Source organism: Nonomuraea sp. NPDC005983, assembly GCF_040614375.1.
Taxonomy (GTDB): Bacteria; Actinomycetota; Actinomycetes; order Streptosporangiales; family Streptosporangiaceae; genus Nonomuraea.
Genome location: NZ_JBEXUP010000030.1, coordinates 56431 through 70474, shown reverse-complemented (window position 1 = coordinate 70474; position 14044 = coordinate 56431). Strand labels below are relative to the sequence as shown.

At 69.5% G+C, this 14044-nt stretch carries 10 protein-coding genes and 1 pseudogene; 4 read left to right on the top strand and 7 right to left on the bottom strand.

The window, feature by feature from the left end; genetic code table 11:
* Positions 1–38 precede the first annotated feature (38 nt).
* Entirely contained in the window at positions 39–956 is a 918-nt protein-coding gene (locus ABZ297_RS16470; RefSeq protein ID WP_355345938.1) for a helix-turn-helix domain-containing protein, read from the bottom strand.
* 119 nt (positions 957–1075) lie between these two features.
* On the opposite strand from ABZ297_RS16470, the gene ABZ297_RS16465 reads away from it, so the two are divergent.
* Entirely contained in the window at positions 1076–1255 is a 180-nt protein-coding gene (locus ABZ297_RS16465; RefSeq protein WP_355345926.1) for a hypothetical protein, read from the top strand.
* Here ABZ297_RS16465 and ABZ297_RS16460 read toward each other — a convergent pair.
* Together ABZ297_RS16460 and ABZ297_RS16455 are read right to left on the bottom strand one after the other, a co-directional pair.
* Positions 1252–2293 (bottom strand): annotated as a pseudogene (locus tag ABZ297_RS16460) (IS3 family transposase). The gene ABZ297_RS16465 and the pseudogene ABZ297_RS16460 sit on opposite strands and share 4 nt — an antisense overlap.
* A gap of 8 nt (positions 2294–2301) precedes the next feature.
* Complete coding sequence (locus tag ABZ297_RS16455; protein ID WP_355345923.1) at positions 2302–2712, bottom strand: hypothetical protein; 411 nt, start codon at positions 2710–2712, stop codon at positions 2302–2304.
* Positions 2713–2932: 220 nt separating this feature from the next.
* Between ABZ297_RS16455 and ABZ297_RS16450 the strand changes: the two genes are divergently transcribed.
* The 3 genes from ABZ297_RS16450 (at position 2933) to ABZ297_RS16440 (ending at position 6256) form a co-directional block, all read left to right on the top strand.
* On the top strand, positions 2933–4090 hold the full coding sequence (locus ABZ297_RS16450) for an SRPBCC family protein (RefSeq protein ID WP_355345920.1): 1158 nt from the start codon (positions 2933–2935) through the stop codon (positions 4088–4090).
* Positions 4091–4450: 360 nt separating this feature from the next.
* Entirely contained in the window at positions 4451–4681 is a 231-nt protein-coding gene (locus ABZ297_RS16445; protein ID WP_355345917.1) for a hypothetical protein, read from the top strand.
* Positions 4682–5362: 681 nt separating this feature from the next.
* A complete protein-coding gene (locus ABZ297_RS16440) occupies positions 5363–6256 on the top strand; it encodes a carbon-nitrogen hydrolase family protein (RefSeq protein ID WP_355345914.1) in 894 nt (297 codons plus the stop codon).
* 595 nt (positions 6257–6851) lie between these two features.
* Here ABZ297_RS16440 and ABZ297_RS16435 read toward each other — a convergent pair.
* The 4 genes from ABZ297_RS16435 to ABZ297_RS16420 all read right to left on the bottom strand — a co-directional run bounded on the left by ABZ297_RS16435 (position 6852) and on the right by ABZ297_RS16420 (position 13934).
* Positions 6852–9767 carry a hypothetical protein gene (locus ABZ297_RS16435; protein WP_355345911.1) on the bottom strand — a complete coding sequence of 972 codons (2916 nt, stop codon included), beginning with the start codon at positions 9765–9767 and terminating at the stop codon, positions 6852–6854.
* Entirely contained in the window at positions 9764–10192 is a 429-nt protein-coding gene (locus tag ABZ297_RS16430; RefSeq protein WP_355345908.1) for a hypothetical protein, read from the bottom strand. Before ABZ297_RS16430 ends, ABZ297_RS16435 begins: the two co-directional genes overlap by 4 nt.
* A gap of 470 nt (positions 10193–10662) precedes the next feature.
* Positions 10663–12417: an ABC transporter ATP-binding protein gene (locus tag ABZ297_RS16425; RefSeq protein WP_355345905.1), complete on the bottom strand. Its 1755-nt coding sequence runs from the start codon at positions 12415–12417 to the stop codon at positions 10663–10665.
* Complete coding sequence (locus ABZ297_RS16420; RefSeq protein WP_355345902.1) at positions 12414–13934, bottom strand: ABC transporter ATP-binding protein; 1521 nt, start codon at positions 13932–13934, stop codon at positions 12414–12416. The genes ABZ297_RS16425 and ABZ297_RS16420 overlap by 4 nt, the downstream gene beginning before the upstream one ends.
* Positions 13935–14044 lie beyond the last annotated feature (110 nt).

Below are 14044 nucleotides of genomic sequence, written 5' to 3'. Positions count from 1 at the left end.
ATCCCCGCCTGACAGATCTATGCCCCTTGAGCGTCCTTTCATGGCCGGCCGCCGTCTTCGAGACGGCGGAGGGCCGCGTCGCGCTTCTTGCGCTCGCGGTTGTTGCGCCAGGCGTTCTGGACGTCGGCGAGCAAGTCGATGACGGCAGCGTCGCGGGTGATGGGGCGCTTGCTGCCTTTGATGCCACCGCCGAGGTGCGAGGCCGGCGAGCCGCTGCGGTGACGGGCTTCCCAGCCGGAGCGGCCGCCAGTGCCGGTGCGGTGGGGCTGCACGGTGCCCAGGAGTTCGCCGGCGATGATGACCCAGCAGGCGCCGTCGCCTTGGCCGGTCTTGATGACCTGGACGGCGTTGATCTCGTCGTCGGTGTACCAGCGTCGCCGGCGGATGGGGTCGGCGTCGCTCGTCCACGGCAGTGCGTCCTCGCCGGTGGCGGCGGGCTTCTTCTCGCGCTTGGGACGCGCGCTCCGGCGCGGTTTGGCGGGCTCGGACGACGCGGTCGGCACTTCCGGTTCGGGGACGTCTGCAGGCGTCTCAGAACCGGATGCGAGGTCGCGTCCGGCGAAAGCCTGTGTGAAGGCTTCGGCGGGGACCTGGTCGCGCTTGTGGTCCCCGCCAACGACCGGCTCGGCGGGCGTGGCAGGCGTGGCCGTGGCGGGCGGGGGTGGTTCGTCGTTCTCGAGTGCTCGGTACAGGGTGGAGCGTCCCACGCCGAGCTCGCGGGCGATGACGGTGATGGACTGGCCGCGTTCGCGGCGGGAGCGGGCGGCGGCGAGCACGTCGTCGGTGACGGCGGGGGGCCGGCCGCCCTTGCGGCCGTGGGCGGCGGCGGCCGCCAGGCCGTCCAGGGTGCGTTCGCTGATGAGGTCGCGTTCCATCTCAGCGGCCATGGCGGCGACCATGAACAGCATCCTGTCGGCGACGCTCTGCCCGTTGGGGCGGTGGGTGCCGGCGCAGATGCCGGACAGGATCTGAAGGTTGAGGCCGCGCGACGACTAATTCGGGGCAGCGGGATAACAGGTAACGCATTTGTCACTATGAGGCCCACGCGTGCCGGTTCAGGAGGCACTCTAGATCCATGTCGAAGGCAACAACCGGAGCGTCGCGAGCGCGACTGTGGCGGATCGTGGCCGTTGCCGCGATCGTGGTGCTTGCGGCCTCGCTGGCAGCAGGACTGCTCTGGTTCTTCGCTGATCCTCTGCACCTGCCGCAGGTACCGGAACCTGTCAATTTGATCAAGGCAGTTGAGCTGGGCTAATTCTGTGTCGGCTTCTCTGTGGTCTCCTTGCGGTTCTCGTTCTTGGGCTTGTTGATCCATGCGGGACCGGGCAGGGCGGGCGGTGTGGGGGTGCCGCCGGTGGTGAAGCGTTCAGGGTGAGCGGATTGAGCGGCGGTCAGAACGGCGGCCCGCCGATCGCGGACGGCGGCAGCGCGGCCGTAGTGCACGTCAGCCGGGTGGTGGCCGATCCCGGAGTGGTAGTGCTCGTGGTTGTACCAGGCGTAAAACGTAAAACTCCTGGCAGAACCGTCGGGCATCCTCGATGGAGCCGAACTGGCCGGGGAAGTTGGGGCAGTACTTGAGGGTCTTGTAGCTCGCCTCCACGTGAGGGTTGTCATTGGAGGTCTTGGGCCGGGAGTGGGACTTGGTCACGCCTAGGTCGATGAGCAACTCGGCGACGGTCTTGGACTTCATCGAGCTGCCGCGGTCGGCGTGCAGGGTGAGGGTTCCTTCGTCGATGTTGTGCTTGCGCGCGGTCTGTGCGATGAGTGTTTGGCCAGGTCAGCGGATTCGCGGGAGGCGATCATCCAGCCGACGACGTAGCGGCTGTAGATGTCGATGATGGTGTAGAGGGAGTACCAGACGCCCTTGTCCGGGCCGCGGAGTTTGGTGATGTCCCAGGCCCAGACCCGGTTGGGGACGTCGGCGAACAGTTCGGGGATGGTCTTGGGCGGATGGGTGGCCTGACGGCGCCGGTCGCGGCCGGCCTCGCCGTGCGAGCGCAGGATCCGATACATCGTCGATTCCGACGCCAGGTAGACGCCCTCGTCCAACAGGGAGAAGTAGGCCGTCGCCGGGGAGGCGTCGGCGAACCGCTCGTTCAGCACCGTGGTCGCGTTCGGCCTTTGACAGCGCCGACGGGTGTGGCTTGCGTGGCGCGACCGGGCGGGTGGGCGCTGGGCTTTGGCGGTTCTTGCGGTACCAGGTGGCCTGCGGTACCCCAGCTGCCGTGCACGCGTTGCGGCGTCCGAGCAGCGGGGCCAGTTCTTCGATCGCCTCGGCCTGGGCGGCCTGGATGATCTCGGTCACTGCTCGCCCCGATCCGGCGGGGTCTCGCTGCTGGTGGCGAGCTGATCCAGCAGCGCGAAGAGCTTTCCCTGCACCTCGATCACCTGGCGGGTCTTGCCAAGCTCGGCACGCAGCCGCTCGACCTCACCCTCCAGCGCGTCGATCTGCTTGTCCCGCGGATCGGCCTTCGGGCGGCCGACCGGCCGGGCCAGCGCCTGCTCGACACCATGGTCACGGGCCGTTCTCCAACTGGAGATCAGCGAGGAGTACAGACCTTCACGGCGCAGCAGCGCGCCCTTGCCGGCCTTGTCGAGCCGGTCGTACTCCTCCAGGATCCGGGCCTTGTATGCAGCGGTGTAGCGGCGGGTGCCAGCCCGCTCGCGCACCTGGGGGTCAGGGATCTGTGGATCCTGTTCGCTTGCTCCCACGAAGGGATGACTCCTTCCCCACCCTCAGCACAGATTTTTGTACCTGTTTGCTACCTCTGTCTATTTTGGCAGGGAGGGGTTCACCCCTATACAGGGGCGCCGGGCCTTGAATCCTCACTGGAAGGATCATTAGCCTCAATCTGGAACGCAGAACCTCTGTGCCGTCTCACTCGATGCCCGCCCGGGCAAGCATGTGTTTGGTGCCTGCATTGGAGGTACGGTGACACCGGATTCGATCCCCGCAATCGACCGCATTTCGGCCGGGTACGACCCGGATCCCGCGCTGTCGATGTCCTTGCACGCCGATGCCTACACCGATCCGATGTGGTTCGACGTCGACCAGCGAGCGATCTTCGCACGTACGTGGCAGTGGCTGTGCCATGTGGAGCAGCTGCGGGAGACGGGAAGCTACATGACCGGCACAGTGGCCGGCATGCCGATCGTCGCCGTCCGGGACGAGGCAGGTACGCTGCGGGCGTTCTACAACGTGTGCAAGCACCGGGCGCATGAACTGCTGTCCGGTTCCGGTGTCCGGCGCAGCATCGTGTGCCCGTACCACGCCTGGAACTTCGATCTGACCGGCCGGTTGAGTCGGGCGCGCAACACTGGCGGCATGCCGGGCTTCGACGCGTCTGCGGTGTGCCTGGACCAGATCCAGGTCGCCGAGTTCGGCGGCATGGTCTACGTCAACCTTGACCCCGGGGCGGCCCTCCTGTCGGAGCAGGCCGGGGGCCTGGAGGCGGGGATCGAGGCGCGGGCGCCGGACGTGGCCAAGCTGACCCTCGCCCGCCGGCTCACCTACGACATCGCCTCCAACTGGAAGAACGTCGTCGACAACTTCCTGGAGTGCTACCACTGCCACGTGGCCCACAAGGACTTCGTGTCCCTGGTCGACATGAGCACCTACAAGGTCACCACGTATGGGATCTACTCCAGCCACATGGCCCAGGCGGGGAAAGCGGACAACTCCGCCTATGACGTGTCGGGGGCGACGGTCACCGAGCACGCGGTCTGGTGGCTGTGGCCCAACACCTGCCTGCTGCGCTATCCCGGCCGCGGAAATTTCATGGTGTTGCAGATCATTCCTGACGGCCCGGAACGGACTCGCGAGATCTGGGACTTCTATCTGGAAACCACGGAGCCCAACGAGGCCGAACTGGACAGCATCCGGTACATCGACGAGGTTCTCCAGGTGGAGGACATCTCCTTGGTGGAGAGCGTCCAGCGCGGGATGCGCACTCCTGCGTTCACCCAGGGGAAGATCGTTTATAACCCCGACGGGTCCGGGTTGTCGGAGCACGCGGTCCACCATTTCCACGGCCTCGTCCTGGACGCGTATCGACATGAGCTTGAACGATCCCGCTCGTCCCGCATGTGATGAATGAGTCCGAACGTTTCGAGCCGGGTGCGACCGTGGTGCGTCGCCATGTATGGACCCGGCGAGGACCTACTCCAGGCGATCATCACCCGGCAACGCAGCCTGGCCGCCGCGCTGAACGAGGTGGACCCCCTTCTACCGCTACGAGGTGCAGATACGCTCCGGCCGCGTGCGCGAGCAAGCGTGGGACGGCGACCTGCACAGCCCCGTGCCGGTGGCCTGCGTGCACTACCGGCAACTGGACGAGGAGTCCTACCTGCTGATGCGGCTGCTGCCCCGCTGCGCCGAGTCGCTGCGGCTACGGCCGATCACCACCTCGGTCCAGCTCGAGGTCCCGGCCGTTCGCCCGAGCAGCAGGCGGTGGAGGACTGGCTGCGCTACGGCGCCCCCTTCCACGACGTGCCCGGCACGATCACCAACGTCACCGGCCCCCCGGGCCTGTTCACATCCACCGGGCCGGGCCGCTTCAGTTTCATGGTCGCCGACGAGCCCGATGCGGACCGGCCCGACCTGGAGATCCGGCTCATGACCGCGGATGACACGATCGTTATCTTGGGTCTTTTCCTCTTCTCGCAGGTCAGAGCGATATGATCTTGTCAGGCATGTAAGGCACGGTGCTGAACCGGGCAGTCATAAGCGCGAGGTTCGCGGCCCTGTCCCTCAAGCGCGGTGAGCACCAGGAGGTGGTCGGCGTTCCCCGGCAGCGGCGGCCGTGGGGCGGTATCGGCCGGCGCGTCCGCCGTTCATCCCTTCTGCATGGGCCCGGAATCCCCAGGGGGTGCATCGAGCTGTGTTTCTGAGCCCCTGCTTGTGGCAGACCAGCGAGGTGCGACGCAGGAGACCGGGGAAGGGCGCCGTCGCAGAGCTCGGCGATGGCCTCGGCGCGGTCGGCGGTGAACCGGATCTGCTGTTTGTGCAGCAGCGACAGCGCCCGAGAGGCGGCCATGCGGATCTCTGCCATGGCGTTGAAGACGTCCATGGACGCATCGGCATCGGTTCCATCCCGGGCCGTGCGGGCTTGAGCAGCCAGCGCTTCCCGCTCACGGCGCTGGGCATCATCGAATTCGCGCTGCCGCTGGCTGGTGACGTCGGCGGCCGCGGCGCGGTCGGCCGCGTCAGCGGCGGCCTGGCGGGCGTCGAACTCCGCAAGGGCCTCCCGCGCCGCCGCCCGGGTCGCCTCGGGCTAGCCTCTGGCAGCGCTGCGGCGCCAAGGCGCGGTGGGACAGATCATGCGGGGTGGCGCTCACTCGCCACATGCCCTATCGTCCCCGGGTGGCTAGGACGTTGCGGCTGGCGGTTGCGCAGAGCACGGTTCCCGAGGATCCGACCGATCCCGCGACCCTCCGGGCGAGCGGTGCCGAAGTGCGCGCTCTGATGCGGGAGGCCTGCGCAGCAGGGGCGCGGTTGGTCCAGTTTCCGGAAGGGGCGATCACGTATCCGAGCAAGCACGTGATGTCCTCAGGGCCGCCTGGAACGCTGGGCGAGCCGGACTGGAGCCGGGTCCCATGGGACGTGCTGCGCGCGGAGGCCGAGTCGATCACCGACCTGGCGGGGGAGCCTGGGCTCTGGGTGGCGTTCGGCTCGATCCACCCGCTGACCCCGCCGAACCGGCCGCATAACAGCCTGTACGTGGTCTCCGACCAGGGCCGGCTGGCCACGCGGTACGACAAGCGGTTCCTGTCGAACACCGAGGTCACTTTCATGTACTCGCCCGGTTCGTCCCCGTTGGTCTTCGAGATCGACGGCGTCCGGTTCGGGTGCGCGCTGTGCATCGAGGCTGAGTTCCCCGAGGTGTTCGCCGAGTACGAGCGCATGAACGTGGACTGCGTGCTGCTGTCGGTGATGGTCGACGACGCGGCGCGAGCGCTCGTCGCCCAGGCATACGGGAGGCTGTACGGCTACTGGATCGGGTACTCCATCCCGGCGCAGTTCAGCGCGACTGTGCCATCGGGGATCGTCGCACCAGGCGGCCGCTGGCTCGCGCGCTGTCCGGCAAACAGTCGACCAGCGCTGGCCGTGGCGGATATCGACCTGGATGCGACAGACGCGGACATCGATGTATCCGTTCGCCTCGCCCGGCCCTGGCGTCGCCTGGCACGCGCTGGGCTCTATGACGATCGAATGGTGCTGGGGGACCCCCGAAGCGAAACACGCACGACGTTCTGATCGTGCGACCGGGTTGCTCAGCGTCGGGATTCCGCGCGTCTGCGTTAACTGCGGGGCAGCCGAGATTCTCGTTAGACGAACGCCCGGACGCATGCGCCGATCACCCCCGCGGTGCCCTCCAGTTCCCCCACGTTGCCGGGCGACGAGGGACGGCCATCTTCGGTGACGAGGTGGGGCCAAAACTCGTTGGTAACCAAAGCCCCTCCAAGATCAAGCCGCGCCTGCGCCGAACGTGGGGCGCGGGCGTTGAGCGACAAGAGAGTGTCAGCGGTTCGCGACACTAAACGTCAGTAGCAGAGTGTGATCAGGCAGGTGAACGGAGAGTCTCGGATGAACAGCGGCGCCGAGGGGCATCACTCTGGCTGACTGGGCGGCCAAGGTGGTACGGCCGGTGCTCGGGTGCTCCAGGCGGAGCTGGAGCGGTTGTTCTTGCTGGACGACGCGGACCGGGGCTGGTCACCGAACGGCGCGGGGCACACCACCGCCTCGGCTTCGCTCTCCAGGTGACCAGGCGGGCTACGCAGAGAACGACGTCGCCAGAACATCCGTTTCAACATGCAGGCCGACCTGCGAAGGTCGTGAAGCCGCGCCGACCTCATCCTCGAGGACGTAGCCGGGCTAGCCAGAACAGGACCGCCACCGCAACCCCGCTGAGCGTCGCCTCCAGTGGCCCCCTCCCGGCCGTCAAGCTGAGGACGAAGGCGACCGCCCCCAGCGCGGGCGCAGTCACCAGGTCGACCTTGGTGCGCAGGTCCATGGCACGCCTTCGCGGTTCGTCCTGGCCAAGGCCGAGGAGGTTCGCGAACAGGTTGGGGAACATGTTGTCGATCTGGTCCTGCAGCCGCGCCGCTTCCCGTGCCTCGGCCGCCGCACGCCTGCGCTTGCCCTGGGCACTGGCCAGTTGCTCGCGGGCCAGATGCAGGTCGATCACCGCTCTAAGCACGCCGACGTCCTGGACGAGCCGTTCGTAGAGCGCGACCCTCTCGCTGGCCGTGGCCACGGCCTCCTTCTTCCTGCGCAGCGCGACCAGCAGTGTGACGAACTGGTTGAGCATTTGCGCCAGCTCCAGCCTGGCCGCTGCCTCTGCGTCCGGATCGGCCGGATCCGCCTCCGTGACGGCCGCGCGCAGCCACTCCGCTGTTTCCCGCGCGTAGGGCAGGGCCTCCTCCTGCCTGCCCAGCGCGGTGAATATGGTCGCCATCCCGACTAGCACGTTGGTGAGCAGGGGACCGCCGAAGTCTCGGACGGCGACCAGGTGCTCCTGGCCGATGGCGAGGGCCTCCTCCCACCGTTCCAGCCGCTGGTACATGCCCATCAGGCTCACCACGTTCCTGGCCAGCGCTGACTGGAAGGAGCGGATCGGGTGTCTGGCGACGGTCTCACGCGCCAGCGCCACGGCCTCGATCGCGGCCCGCACCCCATCGTCGTGGCGTCCCACGGTGAACAGCTGGACGGCGTGCGTGCCGAGCATCGCCGCCACCCGGTGCCCGAACGCGTCAGGGTCCGCCTCGGCCAGCCGCCTGCTCAGCGTCACCGCCTCCTGCGAGGCTTCGATCGCCTGCTCCTCGCCCCGCTTCAGCGTCATCCGCAGGTACGCGAGATTGCCCAGGGCCATGGCCAGGCCGCCCTGGAAGTCGAGGTCGTCGGGATCGGCGGCCACGGCCAGCCGGTGGTTCTGCACGGCCTCCTGCGCCGACTCGATCGCCTCGCTGTTCCTGTCCAGCTGGTAGGCGAGCATCGCGCGGTTGCCCAGTGCCATCGCCAGGTTGAACGGGTCGTCGAGGCCGCGAAGCAGGTCCACCGCTTCCTCCACGGCCGACATGGCCTCCTCGTCGCGATCGGTGCCCATGAGTAGGTTGGCGAGGTTGTTCAGGTTGATGGCCAAGGGGCCCGTGAACCGCGCCGGGTCCTCTCCCACGAGGGCGCGGTAGCCCTCGATCGCCCGCTCCTCGTGGGTGACCGCGTCCTGCGTGCGGTCGACGACCAGCAGGCGGCGCGCGAGAGTGGCGTGGAGCTCAGCTCGCATGGCCGGGTCGACGCCGGTGGCCAGGCGGTGGGCGACGACGCGCTCGGCGACGGCAGCGATTCCAGCGTCGAGGTCGACGTTCCTGCGCTCGGGGAAGAGCCTCTCGACCGCGTCGAGCACCGCCGGATCGAGGCCCGGTACCTCGGCGAGCGCGGTGAGCGCCGCTCCACCTCCAGCCAGCGCCAGGGCCGGATCCGCGGAAAGGACGTCGGCCAGGCTCTTGCCCACGTGCGGCCACCTCGTGGCCGACGAGGCGAGAAAGGTGATGGCCCGTCCCGCGTAGGCGGGTGGGTCGCCGTCATGGGCCAGCAGCCCGGCGGTCGCGCCCGGCGTCCACGGGTCGCCGCCGCCGCCGGCCGCGTGGCCGGGCAGGGCCAGCGCCAGCAGGTCCTCCGCCAGCCTGTCGGGGTAGAGCGGTTCCAGGACCCGATCCGGCTCGGCCGGCGGGTAGCAGACGGCATGATCGTCGATCAGCTCGTGCGGGTGCCCCGGCAGGCCCAGCCCGCCCAGCACCCCTGCCGCCGCCTCGTAGCTCTGGGCGCCGGTCAGGACAGCGGTGAACACCGTCCTAGCCATCACCTGCGGAGGTGTCGACAGGGCCTGGTTGCCGTGCAGCTCTGTCCAGTGGCGGCGTTCGCGGTCGAGCAGGTAGGCGGAGAACTCCGACGGATCGCCGGGCGGGCTGACGCCTCTGGCCCGCGCGTCGACGGCTACCAGGGCGGCCATGTGCAGGGTCAGCACGAGCTCGAATCCGGGGCCGTCGAGGCGAGGCGGGGCAACCGCATCCGGTACGGCCATGCCGTACCGTTCGCAGAAGCAGTCGTGAGCGGCGGCGAACACCCGTTCACGGTCGATCGCCGTCCGGGGCAGCGGTCCGAGCGGTAGGTCGCCGGTTCGCGCGCCATGTTCGGTCAGTACGGCACGCAGCGCCGGCCAGGACCGCACCGACCTGGCCACCAGCAGCACCCGCGCGCTTCGAGGAGCGTGCAGCAGCGCGTTGGCGAACAGCCAGCTCAGGTGGGAGAGGGGCCACCGATCCGCGTAGTCGACGATCAGCAGCAGGCCGGGCGCCGCCCCGGGGAGCAGGTCCTGGCTGCCGGGAGAGGGGACGGCACGGTGGGCGGCGGTCACGACCTTCCAGCCGCGCTCAGCCGCCAGGTCGGCGAACGCGGACACCAGGCGGGTCTTGCCCTGGCCGCCCGGGCCGTGCAACCAGCGCGCCGCCAGCTGCGGCCCCTCCAGCCACGAGGTCAGGTCGGCGAGTTCAGCCTCGCGCCCGTCGAAGGCGACGACCTCGTAGCGGGCGTCGAGCAGCCTGCTGGGCTGTTCGAGCAGCCAGGCGGCGTCCACGGCCGGTGGTCCTGCCCGCTCGATCAGCGTGTAGACGGGACCCGCGTCCTGGAAGACGTGCAGGTCCGCGCCAATGACGCCGTACGCGAAGCCAGCCTCGGCCTGGACCGTCTGCTGGAAGAGCGGCTCGTTCACCGAGCCGGGTCGTCGATGTCGCCGTGGATGATGACGTTGCCACCCTGCGCGGCGAAGAGCCTGCCGTGGTCGCGGGCGATGTTGTTCTGCACCCACGTCATCGACTTCTCGGGGAGCCCGGCATGCAGCTCGGTCACCAGGTCGCGCAGCTCGCCGGCCAGCTCCGGATGCTCTTCGAGCAGATCCTCGACCTCCAGCTGCCACACGCCGATCAGCGCCTGGCGGACCCGGTCTTCGTCCTTCCGCGCCACCCGGCCCGCGTTGGTGTCGAGCTGGGCGTCGATCCTGTCCAGTTCGGCCTGGCCGCGCCTGGAAAACAGGCGAGAGAAGCCCGACTTGGCGCTCTCCCATCCGTCTGTGGCCATCGCGCCCACCAGGGTGGTGGCTGCGGTGGCGGCCAGAGCGGACAGAGCCTCTGCGAGCATCGGATCTCCTCGGGGGGTAAAAGCCTGCCACGAGTGTCCATCCCGGGGAGGGATCATTCAATCGTTGAGTAGCCGCCAGGTGGTGAGGGCGATCTTGTTCCGCGTCAGCCCGGCGGGTTCTGTAAGGTCGAGGTTCAGGGTCCTGGCATGCGACTACGCGCGGCGGCCGAGGGACTCATGCGGTCATCTTCCCGCCTTTCCCTGGTCTGATCTTCTCGGTGTTCGCCTAAGGAGAGGAGATCGTGCAGGCCCTTGCCGATGAACAGGGTCCCGGTAATATCGGCGAAACTTTCAACGGATATGCAGGTCAGAGCTCCCTTAGAACCTTCCAGCACAGCTGGAAGGTGGGTCGCTGACCTGCATATCCGTTGTTTCCTGCGTCGTTACTACTGGGACCCCCTTCACTCCACGCTCGAGCCCGCGTCCCGATCTTCCGGCGCCGAGGTCTGACCGTCTCCCGGGTTCACCGGTCAGCGCGGCGGAGAATCGTGTTCGGCGCCGACACTTCGCGAGCCGTGCCACGACCTCCACAGCGCCTCGTACACCCCGCCCGCCGCGACCAGCTCGTCGTGGGCTCCGACCTCCACCACCCGGCCGTTGTCCATGACCACCACTCGGTCGGCGTCGCGGGCCGTGTGCAGGCGGTGGGCGATCGCGATGACGGTCCGCCCCTCCAGGACGGCGGCGAGCGAGCGTTCGGCGCGCCTGGCCGTACGGGGGTCGAGCATGGCGGTGGCCTCGTCGAGGATGACCGTGTGCGGGTCGGCCAGGATGACCCTGGCCAGGGCGAGCTGCTGGACCCGGTCCGGGCCGAGGGTGGCGCCGGACGACTGGGACCCCAGCTCGTCGTCGAGCGAGGCGACCCAGTCGGCGCCGACCGCCGCCAGCGCCTTGTCCAGGCGGTCGTCGCCGGCCGTCGGATCTGCCAGCAGCAGGTTGTCGCGGACGGTGCCGAGGAACAGGTGTTGTTCCTGGGTGACCAGGACAACGTGCTCGCGGAGCTGGGTGGGGGAGAGATCGGCGACGGGCACCGAGCCGACGGTTACCGTGCCCAGGCGCGGGCGGTCGGTGCCGGCCAGCAGCTTGCCCAGGGTCGACTTGCCGGCTCCCGAGGGGCCGACGACGGCCAGGCGCTCGCCGGGCCGTACGGTCAGATCGACGCCGACTACCACCTCGTCGCCGCCTTCGTAGGCGAAGTGCACGCCGCACGCCTCGATGCGGTTGCCCTGGGGCACCGCGCCGGCGACCTCCTCCCGCACCGGCGTCGCCAAGCCCTCGATCCTGGCGAAGGAGGCGCCGCTGCTCTGCAGCTGCTCCAGCCAGATCAGGATCGTCTCGATCGGCTGGCCGAGCTGGCGCAGGTAGAGCACGCAGGCCACGACCGCGCCCAGCGTGACCTGGCCGCGGTCCACGAGCACCCCGCCGAGCAGCAGCACCAGCATGGGCGGCAGGAGCGAGGAGACCTCCACCGAGGGCCAGAGCACGCTGCGCAGGAAGAGGGTCCGCAGCTGGGCGACCCGGCTGCGCTCGATCACCCGTTCCGCCGCCCGCGTGCGCTTGGCCTGCAGGCCCAGGGCCTCGATGGTGCGGGCGCCCGCGGCGTTGGCGGCCAGGTGCTCGGCCAGCTCCGAGCGGGCGGCGCCTTCCTCCAGGTAGGCGGGGCGGGCGCGGCGAAGGTACCAGCGGGAGGCGGCCACGATGCCGGCCAGCGCGAGCAGGCCGCAGGCGCCCAGGACCGGGTCGACCAGGAAGACGGCGACGATCAGGAAGAGCGCCTGCAGGCTCGAGACGAGGATCGCGGGGGCGGCGTCGCGCAGGGTGCGGCCGACGACGGCCACGTCGGTGGTTCCGCGGGCGGTCAGGTCGCCGGTGCGGATGTGCTCGACGGTGGCGGCGGGCAGGGCCAGCACGCGGTCAAGGAGTTCGGCGCGGATGTGTTCCTGGACACGCTCGCTGAAGCGGGTGCCGATCTTCTCGGCGTACCTGGACAGGACCAGCTGGGCCAGCGCCGCGCCCACGGCGATCGCGGCGAGCAGGTCGACCGTGTCTCCGGCGCTGATGGCGTCGATGATGCGGCCCAGCAACCACGGGCTGACCAGCGCCGCGGCCGCAGCCAGGCTGTTGAGCAGCAGCGTCGCGGTGAAGCCGGGCACGTCGCGCCTGACCAGGCGCAGGGCGGCCCGCCGTACCTGCTGGCGGTCGGCGATGGGCAGGTCGCGGTTCATGCGAGGACCGATCGGTAGGCGGGGGTGGACTCCATCAGCTCGCGGTGGGTGCCGGTGGCGGCCACCCGCCCGTCCTCGATGAACAGCACCTGGTCGGCCTGGGCGAGCAGCAGCGGCGAGGTGGTGGCCACGACCGTCGTACGGCCGGCGCGTGCCGTACGGAGCCGCCCCGCGAGGAGGGACTCGGTGTGCGCGTCCAGCGCGGAGGTGGGCTCCACGGCCAGCAGCACTTCGGGCTCGGCCAGCAGCGCTCGGGCCAGGCGTACGCGCTGACGCTGGCCGCCCGACAGGTTACGGCCGCCGGGTTCGATCATCGAGTCGAGCCCGTGGCGCAGCCCTGCGACCACGTCCTGCGCCGCGGCGATGTGCACGGCCCGGTGGATGGCCTCGTCGTCCGCCTCGCCCCGGCCCTGGAGGACTTCGCGCAGCGTGCCCGCGAACAGGGCGGCGTCGTGGTCGGTGATCAGGGAGGTGCCGTCGAACCCGCCCAGCCCTTCGAGCAGCGCCACGCTCTCCTCGGGCCGGGCGCTGACCAGCCCCACCAGGCTCCCCGGCGCGACCTCCGGCCCGGCGGGCCGGGGCCGCTCCTCGGTGCGCAGCGCGAGGAAGCGGGTGACCTGGTGGGCGGCGACGAGGCCGTGGCTGATCTGGAAGCTGCCCTCGATGAAGGAGGAGACCGGCACCACCAGCATGGCGATGTACCCGTATATCCCGACCAGTTCGCCCGCTGTGATGGCCCCGTCGGCGGCCAGCCGGGCGCCCAGCCAGGTGACGGCGGCCAGGAACAGGGCGGGCAATCCGGTGCCCAGCGCGCCGATCCAGCTCGTCAGCGACGCCACCCGGTAGCCCTGCTCGCGCAGGCTCGCCGAGTCGGCGCGGTACCGCTCGGCGTAGGTGCCCTTGCCGCCGAAGGCGTTGAGCACCCGCAGCCCCTCGATCAGGTCGACCAGGCGAGTGGTCAGCCTGCCCTGGTTCTCGCGGTAGCCGTTCTGCACCTTCATCAGCCGCCCGAGCAGCGGGCCGAGCAGGATCGCCAGCAGCGGCACGCCCAGCAGCACCACCACGGCCAGCACCACGGAGACCTGCAGCAGCAGTGCCGCCACTACGCCGTAGCTGATCACCGCGCCTACGCCGGGGCCGGTCACCGTCAGCGAGGCGGCGATGGTGATGACGTCGCCGATGCCGATCGTCACCACGTCGCCCGTCGAAGCGCGCTTGGGTAGGTCGGCGCCCAGCTTGTTGATCTGCTCGACCAGGGCGCGCACGGTGCGGAAGTTGGCGTCCATCCGGATCTTGGTCATCGTGCGGTGCCGCAACATCGCCAGCCAGGCGTTGACCAGGCCCGCGCCGAGCAGCGCCAGCACCCAGCCGGGCGCCAGGTTGTCGTCGATCGCCCTGGACAGCAGGTACGGCGGGAGCGTCAGGCCCACCATCCAGAGGGTTCCCAGCGTCGCGCCCAGAGCGACCTGGCCCTTCTGCGCCCAGGCCAGCCAGCACAGATACCGGGCCGCCTTCATGGCGATCACGCTAGAGCATCGCTTTAGCGCCTCTTTGCCCGCCCTGGAGCGGCCGTTCGTAGCGGCTGACCCAGGTGATCGGTCCCTCCTTGTCGCGCTGCCCGGGGTGC